This window comes from Sphingomonas xinjiangensis (assembly GCF_014199255.1).
In the GTDB taxonomy this organism is placed as follows: Bacteria; Pseudomonadota; Alphaproteobacteria; order Sphingomonadales; family Sphingomonadaceae; genus Sphingomonas; species Sphingomonas xinjiangensis.
This window is the reverse complement of the sequence record NZ_JACIJF010000005.1, coordinates 1-15,029: the sequence shown is the minus strand read 5'-3', so window position 1 is coordinate 15,029 and position 15,029 is coordinate 1. Positions and strand designations below refer to the sequence as shown.

Here is a 15,029-nt window from a genome sequence, read left to right as displayed (position 1 = left end):
CCCCGCTAGCGGAATTCCCTCCACCGCTTCGCGGCGGTCCCGCTCCCCCGCCGGGGGAGGTTCTTTATCACTGCACCGCAATCAGGGCGTCGCTGACTTCGGCGGCCTTGGCGTCGCGAAAGCGGGCGCAGTTGCGGATAGTGTCGAGCGCGCGGTCGAGGCCGAGCGTGCTGGCGTTGGCGAGTTGGGGACGGAGCTTGGCATCGACCTGATCTGCCTGTTCCACCGAGCAGAGCCCGTCAAAGGTCGCCGCTAGGCGGGCCGAGAAGATCCCCCCACCGCCGGCCGCCTTCGAATATTCATCGAAATGGGCGAGCATGAAGCTGCTGGCGATGTCGCGGGTGGCCGGGCCACCGAGAAACAGTGGCGTGATCATCAGCTTCGCTTCGGCCGTCAGCCGTGGATCAGCGAAGTCGTTGAAGAACCAGCGCGCGACTTGGGGATTGTTCGATGCAGCGATACCTTGGAAGGCGGCATCGCCGAGGCTCGGCGTTGCGTTCGCCAGCACCTTGTCCGCGATCAGCCGGGCAAAGGCGGGGCCGCGATCGTGAGTCGAGACCGCGATCGCCAACTCGATGAATGTAGCATCGATGGCCTTCAGGTCCCCGGCGAGATAAGCGTCGAGGGCCACGGTCAGCTTCGCCCGTACCTCCGCATCGTGCGCGGCGACAAGCGTTTGGAGCAGATCGGCGCGAAGCTGGCGCGTGTCCGGATTTTCCGCTGCGTAGGCGCCGGCCGCCGGATCGAAGCCGAGCTTGTCGAGCATCGGCCGGTAGATGGCGGCAAGAAGCTTGCGGTAGGCGGGTAGCGCCGCGTCGGAGACGAGACCATCTCGTTCAAGCCCGCGCAGGCGATCGGCATTATCGAGCGCGATGCGGCTGGCGGGATGGGTGGCCATGACGCGGGCCAGCTGAATCAGCTGCGCCGTGCGCGGCTGGCCGGCATGAAAGGATGCCCACAGGCTGTCGTCGAGCGCGAGCGCTTCGGGTTCCGGCAGGGTGGCGCCCGCGGCGATCAGCGCGTCCCAATCGGCCTGGTCGAGCTCGAAGCGGTAATAGCCCCAGCCGCCCGCGTTCGGGACGACCGGGCCCTGACCGGCAGGCGCGGCGACGCTGGTGGTGGCGCCGTCGATCAGGGTGCAGTTCTTGGCCTCGGCGAAGCGCAGGCAGAGCGGCACCAGCCATTGCTGAGCGGGCGCGTTGCTGCCGAAATAGGCGTAGCGCTGTTGGCTGGCATCGAAGCCGGTTGCGGTGCGGCGCAGCGTTATCACCGGCACGCCCTGCTGATCGACGAAGCTGCGCAAGGAGGCGAGGACGCGAGGGTCGTGCGCGGCCTCGGCGAGCGAGCCGAAGAATTCATCCGTGCTGGCGTTGCCATGCAGATGCCGGCGCATGTGGAGGCGGACGCCGTCGCGGAACTTGTCCTCGCCCATATAGGCGGCGATCATGCCGACGACATGCCCGCCCTTGCCATAGGTAATGGCATCGAACGCGGCGTCGATATCGGCATCCTTGGTGATGTGTTCGTGGATCGGCCGGCCCGAAGCCAGCGCGTCGAGCTTCATCGCGTCGAAGCCTTCCTTGATGGCATCCACGCCGATGTTGAGATCGGGCCGCCAGGCGTTGCCGATGCGATAGCCCATCCAGTTGGCGAAGCTTTCGTTCAGCCACAGATCGTCCCACCAGGCGGGGGTGACGAGATCGCCGAACCATTGGTGCGAGAGCTCGTGGGCAACGACCATGCCGAAGGTCTGCTTGGTGGCCGTCGAGGCTTTCTCGTCGAGGAACAGGATGCTGTCGCCATAGATGTCGGCGCCGGCATTCTCCATCGCTCCGGGCATCACCGGCGAACCGATCTGGTCGAGCTTGGGATACGGAAAGGGCTGGTCGAAATAGGCTTCGAGCAGCGTGACGATCTTGCCCGATTCATCCAGCGCAAATTGCAGCTGGCCGGCGTTGGACTTGGTGCCGATGACGCGAAGCGGCAGCGGTTCCTTGCGCTGCGGCGAGGGCGGCACGACCGTCTGCACGCTGGCGAAGGGACCGACAACGAAGGCGATGAGGTAGGTCGGCAGCGGCTTGGTGGCGACGAAATCGTGGCGGACGAGCTTGCCGGCCTTGACCGGCTTGCCGGTGTCGGGCGCGTTGCTGACCGCCATCAGGCCGGGCGCGGTGCGGATCGAGACCGTGAACGGCGTCTTATAGCCGGGTTCGTCGAACGAGGGGAATGCCGAGCGAGCGTCGATCGATTCAAATTGCGTCCAGCTGTACCACTGCTTTTCAACGTTCACGCGGTACAGCCCGGCCGGTCCAGTGGCGAACGCGGCGTCGTGATCGAATTTAAGGGTGATGCGGCCGGCGGGGACCATGCGACCGAAATCGAGCTGCGCCAGGCCCTGCGGCGTCTTTTGCGTGAAGGTGGCGGGGCCCTCCTCACGGCCGACCCGAACCACTGCCTTGGCGATGTGTAGATCGCGGCCGTGCAGGAAGATCGAGCGCGCCGGCTGCTTCAGGTCGACATCGATTTCGGTATGCCCGCTGAAGCGCGGCTGATCCGGGATGATGGTCATGTCGAGGCGATAGGCGACTGGCCTGGCCATGTCGGGCAGCTTGCCGGTGGGGAGCGTGTCGGCTTGAGCAAAGGCAAGGGCGGGAGCGAACAGGGCGATCACCGCCAGCAGGAAAGCGCGCATCGAGGATCCTTGAAGGGAAGCGAATGCTTACGGACGCGGGTTGAGCCTGGCAATCAGAACAGCTCGCCCTGGGCGCCTGGCGGCGGGCGGAACAGATCGGTGCGCAGATGGACACGATCGCTATCCAGCCCGTGGCGTTTTGCGGCGATGTTGAAGCGGGTGCGCAGCAGATCCGCCCAGGGCCCTTGCCCCTTCATGCGCGTGAAGAAATTGGGATCATTGTCGCGCCCCCCGCGGATCGACTGGATGGTGGCCATCACCTTGGCGGCGCGATCGGGAAAATAGGTGTCGAGCCAGGCGCGGAACAGTGGCGCGACTTCGTGGGGCAGACGGACCGGCATGAAGAAGGCCGAGCGCGCGCCGGCCTGTGCCGCCTGTTCCACGATATGCTCGATCTCATGGTCGGTGATCTGGGGGATGACCGGCGCGAGTGAGACCAGCACGGGCACGCCCGCATCGGTGAGCGTACGGATCGCGGCGATGCGGCGGCTGGGCGTGGTGGCGCGGGGCTCGACCGTCATGGCGATGCGCGGATCGAGCGTAGTGACCGACATCATCACCGCCGCCAGCCCCTTGGCGGCCATGGGGGCGAGCAGGTCCAGGTCGCGGGTGACGCGGTCAGACTTGGTGGTGATGGTGATCGGGTGGTTGCACGCCGAGAGTACTTCGATGCAGCCGCGGGTGATGCGCCACGTCGCTTCAATCGGCTGATAGGGATCGGTGTTGGTGCCAAAGGCGATCGGCTTGCAGACATAGCCGCGCTTCTGGAGCTCGGCGCGTAGCAGGGCAGGGGCATCAGGCTTGGCGAAGAGCTTGCTCTCGAAATCGAGGCCGGGCGAGAGATCGTGAAAGGCGTGGCTGGGGCGTGCGAAGCAGTAGATGCAGCCATGCTCACAGCCCACCAGCGGATTTACACTCCGGTCAAATCCGATGTCAGGGCTTGAATTATAAGAGATAATTGTCTTCGGCTTGAGGATGCCGACGGTCGTTTTCAGTTTAGGCTGAGCGCCGTCGACAGCCACCAAAGCGTCCAGCCAATCCCCGTCGGCTTCACGCTGTGGCAGATTAAAGCGCGCGCTCGCGGAGTTGTCCGTTGCACCGCGTTGCGCTCGTGGTTGCTTCATAGTCAGCCCCTCAGCCTCCGCACCAGACGCGCCCAATTCTGTTCCGATGCCATCCACTCGGGCCGATCAGGAGGGAAGGGCGTCGGTCCCCAGCGTTTGGGGTGATTGCCGCACCTCGAGCAGCGCAGGTGCATCCCCAGCATTTCGAAGGTGGTGTTCCAGCGGAAGCAGTAGAACCAGCGCCCGACCTTATGCGCGTCGAGCACGCCCTTATGACCGCACCAGCAGAACGCCATAAGGTTCGCGTCGTAGCGACCAAAGTCGGAGAGGTCTTTGAAACGGACACTCCACGACACCTCAGAGCGGGAGGCTCAGCTGGTTATGATCGTAAGCAGGACCATCACCCAGCGCCTCGGCAATCGACAGCGCGAGTTCGTGAGCAGCACGCTCGCGCAGGCGCTCGTTAGGTGCGGTAAGGCCGATCCTCGCCCATCCAGGCGTAGAGAAGAGCAGGGCTTCGGCGATCGCGGTGGGCTGGAGGGAATCGGTCTGCATGGCGGCAGAATGGAACGAATAGAGAACATTGGCAACCCGGTGCGGTTTCTGGGTTGCGCCTCTTTGATGCGGTGAGTGCCTCGTTCGAGTGAGCCGCTGCTCGCATCACGCTCGCGGTTGTGTCAGAAGGTTTGGGTGAAGACCCAAGTTGACGAATTGGTCCTCAAGCTGGGCCGACAGATTGCTGATCTGCGCGAAGCGACGGCAGACATTGCTAATCCTGAGACCGCGCGGCTGCTCAGCCAGCTGATCTGCCATTTCGAAGTGCTGCTGGCGGATAGGGTCGCGAGCACCATGGATGTTGGCCGGGAGGCCGAATGGTGGTCTGAGTGGAAGAAGAGGTCGGACTAGGTCCTCAGATCTTCAAAGCGAGCTTTGGCCGAGCAGAGCATCGCTCTGCTTCCTCTGCCTTGTTCTCGTGCTGAGCTGCCATCACGAGCAGCGTATCTCTATCCGGCCCCAACATGCCTTGTGACAGGCGTCGGCACTTCTCTGCTGTGACGCGATGGTGCTCGGCGGAATTGTCGGAAGAGTTCATGATCAAGCTCGGGTAGATAAGGGAAGGGCGCCGGCCACTTAGTGAATCGACGCCCTTCGGGATCCTGTTGCCCACCGGGGGGGATGGTTCTGGCAACTTGGTCAGAAACTGAGGACGGCTAAGCTGGTTCCAAGCTACAAGACATTTTTTGGGCCTACCTGCGTCCGGCAATCTCCAGCAAAGCCTGTCCTAGCGTCTGCGCGAACCAGTGATGAGGATCGAGGTCGAGCAGGGCAACGATGTCGTTGCGGGTAATCTCCTCGGCTTCCTCGTCGGTCATTACCGACACGAGTTTGACCGGCGCGCTCATCGGCGCATCAGCTTTGCGAAGATGCGTTCTACCAGCTCGCTTGCCCCATTGAGCAGGTTTGCGATTTCCGAGTTGGCTTGAGCCCTATCAAGTGCAGCCAAAGCCGCCATGGTCTCGTCGTGGCGCTTTTGCATTGCGTCTCGCGTAGCCGTCAGCTGCTCGATTGAGGCGTCCAGTGCTGCGATTGCTGCTTTGCTCATCGACGGCCTCCCTTCTTCGACGCTTTCAAAGCTGCTGCCTGGATCGCTGGCATCGCGGCCATAACCTGTTCGACTACCTGCGCGCCGTATTCCTCGCTGGTCATGTGGTCAGCTTCGTCCAGGCGCTGCACCAGGGATGCGACCATGGCTTCTAGGTCCGCGAGGCGCTTGACCTGTTCATTCATGCGCTCGGTTACGTTGTGAAGTGCAAGATGCACCGGGTCAGTTGGGTTGTGCTGGTATTCCATGGGAGTTTTCCTCTCTCTTATTGTTCTGTTTTTGCGGCTTCTCGGGCCAGCTTAGTGGCCCGCTTCGTGGCAGCAATTGCCGCCTTGTGCTCTGCCGTTTTCGGCTTGCTCATCTTTGCGCGGGTAGCATCTGACTTTGGCCTACCCTTGAGGGCGGTACTTCTCTTCTGACGCTCTGTCGGGTCCTGCATCTTCAGCGTCGTCACCGCTTTCATCTTCTCGCGGCGGACCTCAGTCGTAAGGGCCATCGCAGATTTCATTTTGCGTATAACATCATCATCAAACACGACCGCGCCTCCGCAGTTCTTGTTCAGGAACGCAACACTGCGGTGCAGTTCGAAGTGCTGATGATGTCTAATTCGGCGGCAATCGCTTCGTTTGCCGTTAAGAACGTCTCAAGCACTTCAATGTGATCTGGGTCGCCATACTCCGCGCGTAGGCTCGCCACGTGGTCGCTCGATGTGAAGTAAGACTTCCAAAACTCGTCTGGATGACAGCCCTTCCGATAGCGCACGCCAACATAGGCGAGGTTGAGTTCTGTCCACATGATTGCGTAAACATAAGGACGGCGACCCAAGAAGGGGTTCAGCTGGCGTGTTTGGTTCAACACCTGTTGTCTCCTTCTGTTTTAGTTGAGGCGTGGCTTGCCGCGTGGGTTGAAGAGGACGGGCGTAAGAGCCTGTTCGGGCGTCCAGCCTCGCTGGATGCGCTGCTTGATAGTCGCCGCTGGGATGCCAAGTTCGCGAGACCACTCCTTGAGTGTCTGAATGCGGTCGCCCAATGGGATCAGCGCACTGTAGTGAGTGCGAACCGTGCCGTTCCGATCCACGAGCGTGTAGCTACCAGTTCCCCAGCCGAGGTTGCGGGTCCAGTCGGGGTGGCGACGATGGCGCTGCTGAACTTGCCTGGAGGTCCAGGCGAGGTTTCCAACCACGTAGCCCTTGTCGTTATCAACTCTGTCCAAGGTCAGTGCCGGTTTTGGCTTAGGGCCAACTGCTTCAAGGAAGGCTTCGAAGCCGCCGATTGGGTCCAGGAAGAGCGGGTCTACGGTTATGCCCCTGCCGCCGTAGTCCTTGAACTGTGGGTGGTTGCTGCGAGTGCAGCGGTCGATCGCGTTCTTCAGCGCGCAATACTCGGAAGTGTATCGAGCCTTAAGGCTTCTTGTTTTCATACTCTCACCATTATGTTTTCGTTGGCCGGCAACTTGCCGACACACTTACTTACGCGGTGAGGTGGGTGACTTAACTACGCACTTAAGTCAGAAAGGCGATGTTTCTTGTCCTGATAAGTTAGAACATGGATAAGAACACAAAGGCGTTCGTGCTCAGCGCCAGATCACTCCGAGCACTTGAAGGCGTGGATGAGCGACTGGTTCGCGTCGTAAAGCGCGCCATCGAACTCACCAGTGTAGACTTCATGGTTGTTGAGGGGGTCCGCACTCGCGAACAGTGCCGCATCAACTACGGCAAAGGGAGAACGGCAACGGAGTGCTTGGCTAAGGGCATTCCGGCCAGCTATGCGCGGCCTGGACTTGCAAGGGTCACTTGGTTGAACAACCCCTATGCGAGCAAGCATGTGACTGGGCTCGCAGTTGATCTGCTTCCCGCACCCTACGACTGGAAGAACCTCGCGAACTTCGATGCGGTCGCGAAAGCTATGTTTGCAGCGGCCAAGGAACTCGGCATCGCGATCCGCTCGGGTGCCGATTGGGACGCGGACGGTAAGCCGCGCGAGCGTGGCGAAACTGACTCGCCTCATTTTGAGCTGGCCTGATGGCGATCAAAACCAGCAGCGCCAAAGCCAAGGGCCGCAACCTCCAGAAGAAGGTGCGTGACGCCGTTCTGGCGAAGTATCCTGAGCTTACGGAAGACGATGTTCGCTCGTGCCCCATGGGCAGCAACGGGGAGGATATCCAGCTATCGACGGCGGCGAAGCAGGCGTTCCCCTACAGCATCGAGTGCAAGGCCAGGGCAAAGATCGCGCTGGTCTATGACGCGCTGGAGCAAGCGCGGTCGCAAAACGACCTAACGCCGGTCGCCGTGATCAAGGCCGACAGAAAGGAACCGCTCGTGGTCCTCACGTTGGAAGCATTCATGACGCTCACGAAGTAGAGATGACGACAACGGGACGCCGAACCACGGCTGCTCAAGTCCCGTCGTCGTGACCCTTCGGCGCTTTTGGGCACCGAAGGGTTTCCTATCTAAAGACTCACACACACGAACACACATCCGTTAACCAAGAGAATGATTCTCAACTTGGCGGGTGCTCATTTTCCCTATTGTGGTTTTAGCGGAACGCTGATATCTGTCTCGCCATCGCAGCCGATAGGTTGCGAGGCTGTTTGGACCGATGGTGCCGCTTAGGCCCGATACTTGTCCGAACGTCAGATCGAACGGCCCTCAGGCCATTTCGCTCGCGAGGTATGTCGCCCCGCGTGATGACGTTTGGAGTTTATTTGTGTCCCTACCAAAACATGATTGGCTTTCGCCTGAAGATCAGGCGATCATGGACTCTGCCACCGGCAGTGCTTCCGCATACTCCCATGTTGCCCTGCTCAAGTGGAGCGGTCTTCGTAAGGATCGGCGCAGGCTGATCCGAAACGAAGTCGAACCGGATGCAGGCGATTTCATCCGCGCCAGCACGCTCGCCCCGCGCGTCGGCCACGAGTATGGCCTCGGCAATGCCGCGTTGGTTCGGCTCAAGCCGGAGCAGGTCGAACCTATCAAGGTCGCATACCCAAACGCCGCGATCCATCCCGATCCGACCGGCGAGCAGTGGGGCAACCTGCTTATCGACCAAGCGACCATGAAGGCGCGCCAGCGGACGCACCTCTGCAATCCCGAATCTAACGCGAAAAGCATCGTGTCGTTCGGCCTGCATGGCAGTTACGGCACGACTGCCGCCGACGCTGCTAGGTGGGGCGAAGAACGGGCCGGTCGCGAGGGGGCTGAATGATGCAGTACGAGCATCAGCATAGCCTTGCCGATCTGCTCGCCAACGTCGCGGACGAGTGGTTCCGCTACTATGGCGAAACCGAAGAGCAGCTGGAAGAGATGCGTCAAGTCATAGACGGCGTGTTCTCTGTGCGGAAGGAAAGTGGCCTCGCGAAAGTAGATCACGTAAGCGGAGGGATGCTCCAGGCCAACGCGCAGATCGGACCCAATGATGGCGTTCGGTTTGGAGTAATAAGATGACCGAAGTAACGATGCAGATGGTGATTGACGGCGAGACCCTGACGTTCACTTTGCCACCTGAAGCCTTTGCGGGCAAAGAGCCAGATGTTGAAGCTATCCTGTGCGCGATGATTGAGCAGATGCCCAACTACACCGACGCAGACAGAGCGAAGGCCATTCGGAAGTGGATCACCGAATGGGTTGGTGAGGAATAATCCTCGCGGTGCAGAAAAATACTGCGTTTAATGGTTCGCCTGTTGTATAAGTAAAGATGTAGACGGTGTGTGGAAACGCTGTTCTCGGCGTCAAGCTCACCGAAAGCGACTTAGACCCGATGATGTGATCCACACCACATCATCGGGTCTTCCCGTTTGAGCCGGCTTCCCTAGCCCCGCACTTAGCTCAACAAACCTCCCAGCAGCCACACGGCACTAAGGCCACAATGAAACAACACTCCCGGTAGGGGAGTAGGGCCCGAAGGGGCACCGCGCACGCTGGCCGCGCAGACTGGAAGAAACGGCGACCGACCTCCCTCGGCAACGCATGGCACCAGGATAAAAATGCACCACCCGACAGGGGCCAGTAGGGTTTGCTGATTAACTTCAGCACTGCAAAAGCAGGACAACCGACTGGTCGTTGGTAGGGTTCAAATAGGAGGATGCTCTGTCTGTTACCCGACAACATCCTACAACTCCTGGAGCCATTCGGACGGCAACAGGAGACACCGCTATTGGCACTGCCCTCACGAGGGGCATCCAGGAAGCCTGAACGCAAGTGCGACCGTTAACCCCGCAGCTCAACGAGTTTCAGGTCCGAAGTGTGTAGGACCCTATACTGGAATACCTACTCACCGCTTCTCCCTACTACATGAGAATTGAACAATACAATCATCCGCTGGTTGTTTGTTGTATGGCTCATGTAGTGGGGGGGAAGTGTGTATCTCCCTACCTGGAATTGATCAATCATCCACTTCATCAGACATCGGCTCTTGAACTAACATCAAATGCCAAGTGCTACAGAGCGCGAGTTTACGAGTGCGATGTAGGACGAGTGCGTATGCGCTCGGCCTCTGACCTGTCCCATAGAGCCGCTTACATCGCTGCGCGTGCGTTAAGCCATTCCTCTTGATCTGAGGAGGTCGTGCTTCCCTCTGATCCCGGTGTAGTCTTCGAGAGCAGTCGCTTCCGCTCCGCTTTCAGAATGGCTTCGCGGTTCTCCTGTATGGAAGTCACGAGGAGATCAGCGTCGTTCTTAGACACGCCGGGCAGGGATCGCAGTCGCTCGATCGTGTCAGTGACGTGTGCATCCAATGCTTCTTGGAAGCTTTTTAAGGAAGCATCTTGAGGTTTGTCGCTTTGGGCCATGCCGCCCCGGTGATCGTGCCTTGTGGCAGCCATATGACGTGGCCCGTTTATGGGCAGCGCCAGAGTTTCGTTACGACGACCTTCCCACCATCCGGGTTCCGCTACTGCCCATCCTGAAGTGCTCGCGCTCTCCGTGCTCGGAGCTCACTTTGGTAGCAACCGTCATGCTTGCGATCCCAAAGGTGGTGATCGAGCCAAGCCGCCGCGCCGGCTCCGGTCAAGCAGAGCATGAAGGCGACGCTCTGCGACGCATAGAGCTGTAGAAGACTGAAGCAAATGAGCAGGATCATCGCGCCTCCGACGGCACGCACCAGGTAGGGCGCTAGCTCCGAGCCAGGAGCTGGAACGTGTGTGTGCGCCACCAACAGCGACTGTGCGTGATCATCTTCTCTCATTCTGAAACTCACTCGTGGTCGTCACCCAGTTTGTAAACCTAGCGCCGGCACAAGACCGACTGCGGTAATCAAACATCAAATTGTCAGATCGCGGAGTTAGACATCTCTGGGACACAAGCAAGGGGTCCACTTCCGCGTGCGACTTGCAGTTTCAGAAGGTGCGGAGCGATGTGCCACGTGCTGATCATCGAAGATGAGCCGCGGATAGCCTTGATGATCCAAGATGCGTTAGAAGAGGTGGGGGCCACCTCCTTCTCCTTCGCCTTGACGGAGAACGAGGCCGTCCAAATGGCAGAGGTGCAAAGGCCAGCGGTTATATCCGCTGACGTGCAACTTCTCGAAGGAACGGGTCCAGCAGCAGTCGAGCGGATCTATGCCGCGCTCGGACGGATCCCGGCCATGTTCGTCACGGGTAACCCAGACATGTGCGAGCCATCCTACGGATGTGAGATCCTCGAAAAGCCGGTAACGCTGCATCAAATACAGGCCGCATTCGAGCGCATCGCCCCCGCGGAAGTCCTGCAAGCAATTTTCAAGGCAGCTAGCGGCCCTGCATGACGGGAGGCTGGCGGTGCTTCACCAGCATCGGCCGATGAACGATCCTCCTCCGGCGGCGTTGAGCTTGGACGTGCAAAGGAAATCAACATGAGCGACGGAAAAGTGCCGATGCCGGCGAGCGGGCAGAACAGTCCGAAGCTTCGCGGCGATGGCGTCAGCGACGTCGATACGCACGGCCTGGGCGGCAAGAGCCAGTCTGACGGCGGAGCATATGAGAACCCGCACACCGGCAAGGAAGCCCGTGGCGAAAGCGAGGGCTTCGAAGGGGGCCAGAGCACCCAAGGGTATTTCGGCAAGGGGCAAAACAACGGGAACAAGGTCGATCCCGAGGAACCCGGCGCTGTTGGCCAGGGCGGTCTGAAGGAAGACTGACCTCAATCGGCTGCGGCCGGCTTTCAGCGGGTTGCATTAGGTTGAGGAGCAAGGATGCGACGACTGATCTATACCAGCAGATCCCGCATCCATGCCGATCCCCTGGAGCTGAATGCCATCCTGGCGGTGTCGAGCGCGCGCAATAGTGAAGCTGACATCACAGGCGTGCTCTGGTCAGATGGCACGAACTTCGCGCAGATAGTCGAGGGTGGTTGGGAGGCGGTCGGCGCCACTATGGACCGCCTGCGGGCTGACCCGCGGCACACTGACATCAATGTCGCTTTTGATCGCGAAGTTCAGACCCGCCAATTCGGGAATTGGGCGATGATCCTCGCCAACGACGGAGAGTCGGCGACGGCTGCCACCGCCTATATGATCGGGGTTTCGCTTAACGAACGGAAGCCCTCCGCAGAGAGATTACGCGAGGTGATCTTGAGGAGCGAAAACTTACTATGAGGCTTGGCGAGCTTTCGGCTCGCCTAGGCTAGGGTCGACTGAGGTTGGGCGTTAGCCATCGATCAGCGGACCTGTGTTACCTTCAGCGTTCCGGCTGGTGCAGGCCGCAGAACGTCGCCGGCAGGCACGGCAGGATTGAGCCACTTCGCCCAATCCTTGCGGCCTAACACGACGACCTGACGGTTGTGATAAGGAGCGATGTCCGGACCCGGTGAGGTCGTCAGCATCGTATATGCCTCGCCAACGCTTGGCTCGGTCCTCAGAAGGCCAGCGATGCAGAAGAAGGGCTCTCCCGTCATCGTGAAGAGCCATTTCCTCTTTGGGCGCTTCTTTGGGGCGCCTTCAACCGGAGGAGCGTCGGTGAACTCGTAGAAGCCATCGGCGATGATCAGCACGCGCCCGCTGTCGAACTTCCGGCCCTCAGATCGGAAGTTGTAGACCGGCTTTCCCGTCGGTCCTGGCCAGCTCCAACGCCGCACGACAAGCTCAGCGCCTTCGGCTCCCGCGCGAACGATGGCGTGCCGATCCGTGATCTTGATGCTGTCGGTGGGTGGGAGGTTCGGAATGCCCTCGGGGAACCGAACAGGCATGCCGACCTGAGAAAACTCATACGAGAGCTGGTCGATGTCGACGTGGCTGCGATGCTCGTTGCACATAGCTGGTCGAATGCCTGAGTGTTCAAAAGGTGTCGATACGGCGGGGCGGCGTAGCTCAAGGTCTCAAAGCGCCGTGGACGAACCCCGTATGGGCGGGCTCATCCTCGGCGCCTTAGGTTTACTTCGCGTCTTTCTCGATCAATCCAATTCGCTTCGCCCCGGTCCAAACCTCGCAGGTCGGGCAATTCGTATCGTCTTCGGCGGCCCTCATCGCCTCGTCGTCATTCTCGGCATGCAGGTCGTCGCCTGTCACAATTTTGCCGTCCACGTCACTGAGCTTGTAAACACGGTAATGCTGCATTCCCCACCTCCGAGGGGGCGGCTATCTGTTTCTGGATCATTTCTCAAGGCCCGGCGACCGAAAATTTTGTAACGATCCCAGAACTATAGCAACGGCAACAGCGCCATTCTGTTCTTCAATCCTTAGGAGAGCAGAATGCCCAGGTTCCACTTCCGCGTTTTGAGCGGATCACAAGAGCATCTCGCGGATTGGTGGGAGCTTCCGGACGTTCCCGATATGAAAGCCTGCGCGTTCCGCTTAGCAGGAGACCTCATTCGAGACCTTCCTGGAAGCGGCTCGTGTGACCTCGACATGGAGATGAATGTGACCAACGACGCGGGTCTTGTGCTGTTCACGATCACCATGGTCGCGCTAGAAGCTCCCGCCATCCGTTTGGCTAGACCCTAGCGGCGACCAAGCGACCAGTTCAGCAGGCTGGCCAAAGGCAGGAAAACCGTATGGCGAACGTCACTAGGTTGTCAGTTGTGGCTGAGCGGATCGACCGGCGATTGTCGCTCGGATCTGTTTGCGGATGGAGAGGCCAGCGAGGTGCTGATCAACGCCGGAATAGCCTTCGGCGTTAAGAGTGCGCTTGATCTGCTCAACGTCGCGGCAACTGCTCTCGCGCGCAAGCTCAAGCGCACGCTCTAGCGTGGTCTTTCTCATCTTGCGCTCAGCCCTTCAGGTGCTTTTCAACGTCTTCGGCGCTGTGGCCGACTGCATCGACGGCTTCCTTGAGCTGCTCGTGCGTGACACCGAACTTGTTGGACCAGTAGCGGACTTCGTAATCCTCGTGGAGGGCGATGCGCGAGGCATCCTGAGGCGCACGAAGCTCTTTGTTGTCGGACATTCAGATCTCCTTCGAGATTATAACGCTTCCGACTCCTCAAGGATGCAGACGAATGGTGAATGGCTGTATTTGAGTAGCTTGCAGAAAGGTAACTTTAGGAGCGTTATGCGTCATAGCTGTGTTTGGGGCGTGGTCGCGAGAACGACCGCTTATGCTCCAAATCGCGGGCGTCCGCTGATCGGATGAACTGGGTCGAGGACATGCTGCATGAACCAAGATAGCTCCCGGAAGAGACTGGCAGAGGCGCGCCGGCAGGCCAGAGTTTTGACGAGCGGTGTGTTCGGCATGCGGGGCGATGCCGAGCTCTGTAAGATCGTTGAGGAAGCCGCCACGGCAATGCGCTTCCCTTATGCGGCAGTGTCCATCGTGGACCGGTCCCGGCTATGGCTTGCGGTCGCCTACGGCTTTGACCCGAGAGAATTTCTACGGCCGGACAGTTTTTGCGACGCCGCAATTCAGTTGCCCGGCTTCGCACCTCTCTGCGTTTCAGATGCCTGGCGCGAGCCGCGCTTCAAATTTGCCCCAGCCGTGGTCGAGATGGACGTGCGCGCCTACTATGCCGCGCCAATGGTAACCGACGACGGTTTCGCTCTCGGTACGCTGTGCGTGTTAGACCAGAAGCCGCGGACTATCGATGAAACCGCACTCGCGCTGCTGACCAGGCTTGCAACCGATGCCACCGCGGTGATCGACCGGGAGTCCAACGCAATGGCCCATGCCGAGTACGCCATCGGTGAACTAGTCACTCGCATCCGCTTCGCCGTCGCCGACGAGGATGAGGAATTGGCGACGCTGCTTGATGAGGAGCTTCGTCAACTAGAAGCGAAGATGAAGCCGGACTGGGAGCCAAAGGCTCAGTAGGTGCCCCCTAAATTGAAGCAATCTTCGCCTTCGCTTGATCGACCTTTATGTCATAAGATCTCTCTGACGGCCACTGTTTAGCGAAACGGCGACCCGACATCATCCGCACTGTGCTCGTTGATGTCGCCGCTACCCTTGAAGCATCGGCGAGCTGAAAACGACGCCGTGCGACCGCCGGCTGCTCGGTGAAGCGATTTTAACACGGTATTCCACGCTGCTGAAGACCCTCATGGTTCACGGCCCGGATCAATTGCCAGGTTGGGCGAAAGCCACCACCACTGAACCGGGGACCGTCGATTAGGCTTATGAGCAAGACCTACGAGCGTGTCGCGATTGCCTCCTCAAAGGGGACAGTCGCAAGCTGAGGTGGCCCCTCAAATGACCTGACAGGGTCTCGCTCTTAGATAAGAGTGAGGCATATGACTGACGGTACGACTAGGCGTTACAACGATGGCGA

The 15,029-nt window shown here is 59.8% G+C and carries 26 protein-coding genes; 12 read left to right on the top strand and 14 right to left on the bottom strand.

The annotated features are described in order from the left end of the window. Positions 1 to 67: 67 nt before the first annotated feature. From FHT02_RS10190 to FHT02_RS10180, 3 genes are all read right to left on the bottom strand, one after another. Positions 68 to 2,692: a M1 family metallopeptidase gene (locus FHT02_RS10190; protein WP_184087166.1), complete on the bottom strand. Its 2,625-nt coding sequence runs from the start codon at positions 2,690 to 2,692 to the stop codon at positions 68 to 70. Positions 2,693 to 2,745: 53 nt separating this feature from the next. Beyond that, on the bottom strand, positions 2,746 to 3,816 hold the full coding sequence (locus tag FHT02_RS10185) for a PA0069 family radical SAM protein (protein ID WP_184087164.1): 1,071 nt from the start codon (positions 3,814 to 3,816) through the stop codon (positions 2,746 to 2,748). A gap of 297 nt (positions 3,817 to 4,113) precedes the next feature. Beyond that, positions 4,114 to 4,311: a DUF6771 family protein gene (locus FHT02_RS10180; RefSeq protein WP_184087161.1), complete on the bottom strand. Its 198-nt coding sequence runs from the start codon at positions 4,309 to 4,311 to the stop codon at positions 4,114 to 4,116. Positions 4,312 to 4,446: 135 nt separating this feature from the next. On the opposite strand from FHT02_RS10180, the gene FHT02_RS10175 reads away from it, so the two are divergent. Continuing rightward, positions 4,447 to 4,662, top strand: a complete 216-nt coding sequence (locus tag FHT02_RS10175; RefSeq protein WP_184087159.1) for a hypothetical protein — start codon at positions 4,447 to 4,449, stop codon at positions 4,660 to 4,662. 4 nt (positions 4,663 to 4,666) lie between these two features. Here FHT02_RS10175 and FHT02_RS21335 read toward each other — a convergent pair whose 3' ends face one another. From FHT02_RS21335 to FHT02_RS10145, 7 genes are all read right to left on the bottom strand, one after another. Further along, a complete protein-coding gene (locus FHT02_RS21335) occupies positions 4,667 to 4,849 on the bottom strand; it encodes a hypothetical protein (protein ID WP_221239427.1) in 183 nt (60 codons plus the stop codon). Positions 4,850 to 5,003: 154 nt separating this feature from the next. Next, entirely contained in the window at positions 5,004 to 5,159 is a 156-nt protein-coding gene (locus tag FHT02_RS10170; RefSeq protein ID WP_184087157.1) for a hypothetical protein, read from the bottom strand. Then, positions 5,156 to 5,359 carry a hypothetical protein gene (locus tag FHT02_RS10165; RefSeq protein ID WP_184087155.1) on the bottom strand — a complete coding sequence of 68 codons (204 nt, stop codon included), beginning with the start codon at positions 5,357 to 5,359 and terminating at the stop codon, positions 5,156 to 5,158. Before FHT02_RS10165 ends, FHT02_RS10170 begins: the two co-directional genes overlap by 4 nt. Next, the gene (locus FHT02_RS10160) at positions 5,356 to 5,607 is read right to left on the bottom strand and encodes a hypothetical protein (protein ID WP_184087153.1); all 252 of its coding nucleotides are present in this window, start codon (positions 5,605 to 5,607) and stop codon (positions 5,356 to 5,358) included. The genes FHT02_RS10165 and FHT02_RS10160 overlap by 4 nt, the downstream gene beginning before the upstream one ends. 17 nt (positions 5,608 to 5,624) lie before the next feature. Then, complete coding sequence (locus FHT02_RS10155) at positions 5,625 to 5,894, bottom strand: hypothetical protein (RefSeq protein WP_184087151.1); 270 nt, start codon at positions 5,892 to 5,894, stop codon at positions 5,625 to 5,627. Between the two features lie 23 nt (positions 5,895 to 5,917). Then, complete coding sequence (locus FHT02_RS10150; protein ID WP_184087149.1) at positions 5,918 to 6,217, bottom strand: hypothetical protein; 300 nt, start codon at positions 6,215 to 6,217, stop codon at positions 5,918 to 5,920. A gap of 18 nt (positions 6,218 to 6,235) precedes the next feature. Further along, on the bottom strand, positions 6,236 to 6,778 hold the full coding sequence (locus FHT02_RS10145) for a hypothetical protein (protein ID WP_184087148.1): 543 nt from the start codon (positions 6,776 to 6,778) through the stop codon (positions 6,236 to 6,238). A gap of 185 nt (positions 6,779 to 6,963) precedes the next feature. Between FHT02_RS10145 and FHT02_RS10140 the strand changes: the two genes are divergently transcribed. The 5 genes from FHT02_RS10140 to FHT02_RS10120 all read left to right on the top strand — a co-directional run bounded on the left by FHT02_RS10140 (position 6,964) and on the right by FHT02_RS10120 (position 8,995). Next, positions 6,964 to 7,380 (top strand): M15 family metallopeptidase domain-containing protein, encoded by a 417-nt coding sequence (locus FHT02_RS10140; protein ID WP_221239426.1) that lies wholly within the window; start codon positions 6,964 to 6,966, stop codon positions 7,378 to 7,380. Then, positions 7,380 to 7,718 (top strand): hypothetical protein, encoded by a 339-nt coding sequence (locus FHT02_RS10135; RefSeq protein WP_221239425.1) that lies wholly within the window; start codon positions 7,380 to 7,382, stop codon positions 7,716 to 7,718. Before FHT02_RS10140 ends, FHT02_RS10135 begins: the two co-directional genes overlap by 1 nt. 238 nt (positions 7,719 to 7,956) lie before the next feature. Continuing rightward, entirely contained in the window at positions 7,957 to 8,562 is a 606-nt protein-coding gene (locus FHT02_RS10130; RefSeq protein WP_184087144.1) for a hypothetical protein, read from the top strand. Beyond that, a complete protein-coding gene (locus tag FHT02_RS10125; RefSeq protein ID WP_184087142.1) occupies positions 8,559 to 8,801 on the top strand; it encodes a hypothetical protein in 243 nt (80 codons plus the stop codon). The genes FHT02_RS10130 and FHT02_RS10125 overlap by 4 nt, the downstream gene beginning before the upstream one ends. Further along, positions 8,798 to 8,995 carry a hypothetical protein gene (locus tag FHT02_RS10120; protein ID WP_184087139.1) on the top strand — a complete coding sequence of 66 codons (198 nt, stop codon included), beginning with the start codon at positions 8,798 to 8,800 and terminating at the stop codon, positions 8,993 to 8,995. Before FHT02_RS10125 ends, FHT02_RS10120 begins: the two co-directional genes overlap by 4 nt. A gap of 876 nt (positions 8,996 to 9,871) precedes the next feature. On the opposite strand, the gene FHT02_RS10115 is transcribed toward FHT02_RS10120, so the two are convergent. Next, positions 9,872 to 10,144 carry a hypothetical protein gene (locus tag FHT02_RS10115; RefSeq protein WP_184087137.1) on the bottom strand — a complete coding sequence of 91 codons (273 nt, stop codon included), beginning with the start codon at positions 10,142 to 10,144 and terminating at the stop codon, positions 9,872 to 9,874. Between the two features lie 563 nt (positions 10,145 to 10,707). Here FHT02_RS10115 and FHT02_RS10110 point away from each other — a divergent pair. The 3 genes from FHT02_RS10110 (at position 10,708) to FHT02_RS10100 (ending at position 11,925) form a co-directional block, all read left to right on the top strand. Further along, positions 10,708 to 11,097 (top strand): response regulator, encoded by a 390-nt coding sequence (locus tag FHT02_RS10110; protein ID WP_425506432.1) that lies wholly within the window; start codon positions 10,708 to 10,710, stop codon positions 11,095 to 11,097. An 87-nt stretch (positions 11,098 to 11,184) separates the two neighbouring features. Continuing rightward, positions 11,185 to 11,469, top strand: coding sequence for a hypothetical protein (locus FHT02_RS10105; RefSeq protein WP_184087133.1), 285 nt, complete (start codon positions 11,185 to 11,187; stop codon positions 11,467 to 11,469). A gap of 54 nt (positions 11,470 to 11,523) precedes the next feature. Next, on the top strand, positions 11,524 to 11,925 hold the full coding sequence (locus FHT02_RS10100) for a BLUF domain-containing protein (protein WP_184087131.1): 402 nt from the start codon (positions 11,524 to 11,526) through the stop codon (positions 11,923 to 11,925). A gap of 62 nt (positions 11,926 to 11,987) precedes the next feature. Here FHT02_RS10100 and FHT02_RS10095 read toward each other — a convergent pair whose 3' ends face one another. Continuing rightward, positions 11,988 to 12,515 carry an SOS response-associated peptidase family protein gene (locus FHT02_RS10095; protein ID WP_343056905.1) on the bottom strand — a complete coding sequence of 176 codons (528 nt, stop codon included), beginning with the start codon at positions 12,513 to 12,515 and terminating at the stop codon, positions 11,988 to 11,990. 184 nt (positions 12,516 to 12,699) lie between these two features. Next, complete coding sequence (locus tag FHT02_RS10090; protein ID WP_184087127.1) at positions 12,700 to 12,882, bottom strand: hypothetical protein; 183 nt, start codon at positions 12,880 to 12,882, stop codon at positions 12,700 to 12,702. Between the two features lie 135 nt (positions 12,883 to 13,017). On the opposite strand from FHT02_RS10090, the gene FHT02_RS22225 reads away from it, so the two are divergent. Together FHT02_RS22225 and FHT02_RS10085 are read left to right on the top strand one after the other, a co-directional pair. Further along, positions 13,018 to 13,269 carry a DUF6894 family protein gene (locus FHT02_RS22225; protein ID WP_425506431.1) on the top strand — a complete coding sequence of 84 codons (252 nt, stop codon included), beginning with the start codon at positions 13,018 to 13,020 and terminating at the stop codon, positions 13,267 to 13,269. Between the two features lie 75 nt (positions 13,270 to 13,344). Continuing rightward, on the top strand, positions 13,345 to 13,512 hold the full coding sequence (locus FHT02_RS10085) for a hypothetical protein (RefSeq protein ID WP_184087125.1): 168 nt from the start codon (positions 13,345 to 13,347) through the stop codon (positions 13,510 to 13,512). A 22-nt stretch (positions 13,513 to 13,534) separates the two neighbouring features. On the opposite strand, the gene FHT02_RS10080 is transcribed toward FHT02_RS10085, so the two are convergent. Continuing rightward, a complete protein-coding gene (locus tag FHT02_RS10080) occupies positions 13,535 to 13,711 on the bottom strand; it encodes a DUF3606 domain-containing protein (protein WP_184087123.1) in 177 nt (58 codons plus the stop codon). A gap of 207 nt (positions 13,712 to 13,918) precedes the next feature. Here FHT02_RS10080 and FHT02_RS10075 point away from each other — a divergent pair, with 207 nt between their 5' ends. Continuing rightward, entirely contained in the window at positions 13,919 to 14,572 is a 654-nt protein-coding gene (locus FHT02_RS10075) for a GAF domain-containing protein (protein WP_184087121.1), read from the top strand. The last annotated feature ends 457 nt before the right edge of the window (positions 14,573 to 15,029 follow it).